This window comes from Kineococcus indalonis (assembly GCF_009906395.1).
Taxonomy (GTDB): Bacteria; Actinomycetota; Actinomycetes; order Actinomycetales; family Kineococcaceae; genus Kineococcus; species Kineococcus indalonis.
On the sequence record NZ_JAAALM010000337.1, the window covers coordinates 1 to 4,596 of the forward strand.

The 4,596-nt window shown below is 74.8% G+C and carries 5 protein-coding genes and 1 pseudogene; 3 read left to right on the forward strand and 3 right to left on the reverse strand.

The annotated features are described in order from the left end of the window. Nucleotides 1-8: 8 nt before the first annotated feature. Together GTR00_RS15125 and GTR00_RS15130 are read left to right on the forward strand one after the other, a co-directional pair. Nucleotides 9-956 (forward strand): carbohydrate ABC transporter permease, encoded by a 948-nt coding sequence (locus tag GTR00_RS15125; protein ID WP_166612427.1) that lies wholly within the window; start codon nt 9-11, stop codon nt 954-956. Next, nucleotides 956-1,858, forward strand: a complete 903-nt coding sequence (locus tag GTR00_RS15130) for a carbohydrate ABC transporter permease (protein WP_166612428.1) — start codon at nt 956-958, stop codon at nt 1,856-1,858. The genes GTR00_RS15125 and GTR00_RS15130 overlap by 1 nt, the downstream gene beginning before the upstream one ends. A 39-nt stretch (nt 1,859-1,897) precedes the next feature. Here GTR00_RS15130 and GTR00_RS26425 read toward each other — a convergent pair whose 3' ends face one another. From GTR00_RS26425 to GTR00_RS15150, 3 genes and pseudogenes are all read right to left on the reverse strand, one after another. Continuing rightward, nucleotides 1,898-2,029 (reverse strand): hypothetical protein, encoded by a 132-nt coding sequence (locus tag GTR00_RS26425; RefSeq protein WP_166612429.1) that lies wholly within the window; start codon nt 2,027-2,029, stop codon nt 1,898-1,900. After that, nucleotides 1,972-3,356, reverse strand: a pseudogene (locus GTR00_RS23025) (acyl-CoA desaturase). The gene GTR00_RS26425 and the pseudogene GTR00_RS23025 overlap by 58 nt, the downstream one beginning before the upstream one ends. Before the next feature lie 123 nt (nt 3,357-3,479). Beyond that, nucleotides 3,480-4,241, reverse strand: a complete 762-nt coding sequence (locus GTR00_RS15150) for a trans-aconitate 2-methyltransferase (protein WP_166612432.1) — start codon at nt 4,239-4,241, stop codon at nt 3,480-3,482. Between the two features lie 113 nt (nt 4,242-4,354). Here GTR00_RS15150 and GTR00_RS15155 point away from each other — a divergent pair, with 113 nt between their 5' ends. After that, the gene (locus tag GTR00_RS15155) at nt 4,355-4,522 is read left to right on the forward strand and encodes a hypothetical protein (RefSeq protein ID WP_166612431.1); all 168 of its coding nucleotides are present in this window, start codon (nt 4,355-4,357) and stop codon (nt 4,520-4,522) included. Nucleotides 4,523-4,596: the final 74 nt, after the last annotated feature.

The window sequence follows — 4,596 nt, forward strand, 5'->3', positions numbered from 1 at the left end:
GAGCTCTCGTGGCCACCCTCTCCTCCCACCGCTCGCGCGCCCGCGCCCGCGCGGGCGCGCGCGACGACCTCGCCGTGGTGCGCAGCCGCCCGCCCCTGCGCCGCGTCGACGCCGTCTCCTACCTGTTCCTGCTGCCCGCCCTGGCCCTGTTCACCCTGTTCATCACCGTGCCCGCGCTGGTCGGCGCGGTGATCAGCCTCACCGACTACGTCGGCTACGGGGAGTGGGAGTTCATCGGCCTGGCCAACTACGCCGTCCTCTTCCGCGACCCCAACGTGCTGCGCGCGTACGGCTTCACGCTGGGCTTCTCCGTGGTCACCGTCGTGCTCGTCAACGTGGTCGCGCTCGCCCTGGCGCTGGGCCTCAACGCCCGCATCCACCTCAAGACGGCCCTGCGCGGGGCCTTCTTCGTCCCCATGGTCGTCTCCGGCATCGTCATCGCCTTCGTCTTCAACTACCTCTTCTCCACCTCGCTGCCCGCCCTGGCCGGCAGCCTGGGGATCGGGTGGCTGCAGGAGAGCCTCATCGCCAACCCCGACCTCGCGTGGGTGGCGGTCGTCCTGGTCACCGCCTGGCAGGCGGTGCCCAGCGCCCTGATCATCTACCTCGCCGGGCTGCTCGCGGTGCCCGAGGAGGTCTACGAGGCCGCTGCCCTGGACGGCGCCTCCGCCTGGCGCCAGTTCCGCTCGGTGACCCTGCCGCTGGTGGCCGGGTACGTCGTCATCAACACCGTGCTGGGCTTCAAGAACTTCCTCAACGCCTACGACATCATCGTCGGCCTGACCGACGGCGGCCCGGGCACCGCCACCCGCAGCGTCGCCATGACCATCTTCACCGGCTTCACCAACGGCGACTACGCCTACCAGATGGCCAACGCGGTGGTCTTCTTCGTGCTCACCGTCGTCATCTCCGTCCTGCAGCTGCAGATCATCCGCCGCCGAGGAGTGTCGCTCTGATGGCCACCGCCGACCCCGCCACCGTCGCCGCCGCCTCCCGCGGCGCCGCGCCCCGCCGCGAGCTGGAGGTCGTCGGCACCCGCCGGCGCGGCCGCGGCTGGGGCCTGACCGCCCTGCTGGTGCTGGCCTCCCTGTCGGTCCTGGTGCCGCTGTACTTCGCCGTCGTCATGGCGTTCAAGACGCCCGAGCAGGCCGTCGCCGGCACCGGGTTCGCCCCGCCGTGGCCGCTGAACTGGGGCAGCTTCGCCGACGCGTGGACCCTCACCGGCTTCGCCCGCGCCTTCGCCGTCTCCGCGCTCGTCAGCGCCGTCAGCGTCGCCGGCTGCCTGGTGCTGGCCTCCTGGGCGTCCTACGCCATCGTGCGCAACTGGGAGCACCGCCTCTTCCGGTACTCCTACGTGTACCTGCTGGCGGCGATGTTCATCCCGTTCCCCGTCGTGGCGCTGCCGCAGGTCAAGCTCACCGCCCTGCTGGGCCTGGACAACCCCGGCGGCGTGGCGCTGCTGCACGTGATGTTCCAGCTGTCCTTCAGCGTCCTGCTGTACTCGGCCTTCCTGCGCTCGGTGCCCGCCGAGCTGGAGGAGAGCGCCCGCATGGACGGCGCGAGCACCTGGCAGGTCTTCTGGCGGATCGTCTTCCCGCTGCTGGCGCCGATGAACGCCACCGTCGGCATCTTCGCCTTCCTGGCCAGCTGGAACGACTACATGATGCCCTCGCTCATCACGGCCGACCAGACGCTGCAGACCATCCCGGTGGTGCAGAAGATCTTCCAGCTGGCCTTCTCCACCGACTACAACGTCGCCTTCGCCTCCTACCTCATGGCGATGGCGCCCACGATCCTCGTGTACGTCCTCGCCCAGCGGTGGGTGATGACGGGCGTGACCCGCGGCGCCATCAAGTAGAGCCGCCCGCGGGGCGCGGGGCGCCCGCCCGGTGCCCGCTCAGGGCCGCCGGGCGGGCTGCGCGTCGCCCTCCAGGCGCAGGCCACCCTCCACCACCGCGGCGGCCACCGCGGTCAGCGGCGAGCCGCTGCGGCGCGCGTGGGCGCGCAGGCGCGTGAACGCCTCGTGCACGGTGATCGAGGCGCGCGCCGATCACCTGCCCGCGCAGCCGCATCGGCAGCGCGTGGGTGGAGCGCAGCCCCGCCGCGACGGCGGCGCGCGAAGTCCGGCCAGCGCTCCTGCGCCCGGGTCAGGTCCACGTCCACCACGGCCCGGCCGGTGCGGAAGCGGTCCAGGCACGGGCCCTGGTCGATCTGCAGCTCGAACACCTCCAGCGCCTCGGTGGTGCTGGAGGTGGTGGCCACCACGTCCAGGCGCCCGCGCTCGTCGCTGAGCACCAGCCCGGCGCCGGAGACCGGCACCGCCCGCGAGCAGGCCCGCACCAGCCGCCGGGGCAGGTCCTGCGCCCGGACCGGGGGGGTGGAGATCTCCGCGAGGATCTGCGCGGTGCGCCGCGAGCTCACCGGTGCCGTCGCGGCGGCGCCGGCCCGCTCACGCGCGCAGCTGCGCGGCCAGCGGGCACGCCCCCTGCCGCCGCGCGCCCACGCCGACGGCGTTGAGGTGGGAGACCACGGCGGCGAAGGCGCCGGCGAAGGTCGCCTCCACGTACGGGATGCCCGCCTCGGCGCAGTGCCGGCGCACCACCGGCGCACCACCGGCTGCACCAGGCGCAGGTCCGGGCGCGGCGTGCTGGGGAACAGGTGGTGCTCGACCTGGCGGTTGAGCCCGCCCGTGAAGAAGTCGACGAGCACCCCGCCGCGCACGTCGCGCGAGGCGGTCACCTGCCGGTGCAGGAGGTCCAGCTCCGCGCCGCGCTCGAGCACCGGCATGCCCGTGTGGTCGGGCGCTAACGCCCCGCGCAGCAGCACCCCGAAGACGGCCAGCTCCACGGCGACGACGGCGAGCGCCTTGCCGGGGGAGGTGGCCGGCAGCAGGGACGTGGCGTAGGCGGCCCAGCGGGCCACCATCACCATCACCAGCACGTCCACGTCCACGTCCACGTCCACGTCCACGTACCGCCGCCGCACCGCGCCGCGGCGCCGGGGTGGAAGGCCAGCACCTTGGAGTCGATGTCGGTGTCGTGCCCCACCTGGTTCGGGGCGACGTGGTGCACGGTGTGCTTGCCCTGCCACCAGCTGAGCCCGGCCAGCAGGCTCGCCAGCACCCGCGCGGCACACTCGTTCCAGCCCGGCGAGGTGAAGACCTGCTGGTGCGAGGCGTCGTGGCCCAGGAGGGCCACCTGGGTCAGCACCACGGGGACGAGGGGGGCCAGCAGCAGCAGCCACCACGAGTCGCCGACCGCCACGAGGGCCGCGGCCAGCGCGGCCAGGGCCACGACGGCGGCCGGGACTGCGGGCGGCGCGCCGCTCGTCGTGCTGCCCAGCTGGTCCGTGCTCATGGTGGTCTCCCGTGCGTCCGCGTCGTCCGTGACGCGCCACCGGGTCCGGGGCAACACATCGTCGCGGTCAGGGCACCACGCGGGTGGGGGCCGGGCGAGCGGATCGGGTGGACCCGCCGGCCCTCAGCCCCTGCGCGCCACCGCGAACGTGCGCAGGAAGGGGAACGGCGTCCCGTACGGGCGCGCGGGGTAGGCCTCGCGCAGCAGCGCCGCGTACCGGGCGGTGAACGCCTCCGCCTCCCCGGCCGTCAGCGCCGCCAGCACCGGGCGCAGCCCGGTGCCGCGCACCCACTCCAGCACCGGGTCCTCACCGGGCAGCACGTGCAGGTGCTCCGTGCTCCACACCTCGGCCACCAGGCCCTCGCCGGCCAGCAGGTCCAGGTACCCGGCGGGGGTGTCCACCGACTCCGCGCCGCGCAGCACCCCGGCCAGGCGCTCGCGCCACGGCGCCGAGGCCGCCAGCTCGCGCATCAGCCGGTGCGAGGGGGCCTCGAAGTTGCTCGGCACCTGGAACGCCAGCCACCCGCCGGCCGGCAGCTGCCCGGCCCAGCGCCGCAGCAGCTCCCGGTGCCCGGGGACCCACTGCAGCACCGCGTTGCTCACGACGACGTCCACGCCGGTGGCGTCGAAGCCCTCGGCGGTGCCGGGGGAGAACTCCACCCCCGCGTCCGCCGGCGCCCGGCCGAGCATCTGCGCGGAGGGGTCGATGCCCCGCACCCGCGCCCCGGGCCAGCGCCGGGCCAGGGTCGCGGTCAGCTCCCCGGTCCCGCACCCGACGTCGACGACCACGCCCGGGTCGGTGGCGCCGACGCGGGCCAGCAGGTCGTGGAAGGGGCGGGCGCGGTCGCCGGAGAAGCGTGCGTACTGCTGCGCGTCCCACCGCACGGCCACGGTGCTCCTCCCGGTGTCGGGGCGTCCCGGCGCCACGCTACCGGCGCCCCGCGCGCGCGGGGCGTCCCCGAGGTGCCGAGGGCGGGTCGGCGGTGCACGCTGATCCCGTGAGCGAACACACCACGGACACCCCCGACCCCGACGGCGACCCCGGCCAGCTGAACCCCCGCGACCTGCGCGGCGTGACCACCGGCGACGGCGCCGCGGAGGACCCCGGCACCGCCGACGACCCCGACGGCGACCCCGAGCAGCTCAACCCGCGCGACGACACCTGAGGCCCGCCGCCCGCCGGGACCGCCCCGCCGTGATCGAGGGAGCGGCGACCCCCTCGATCACGGCGCTCCAGCAC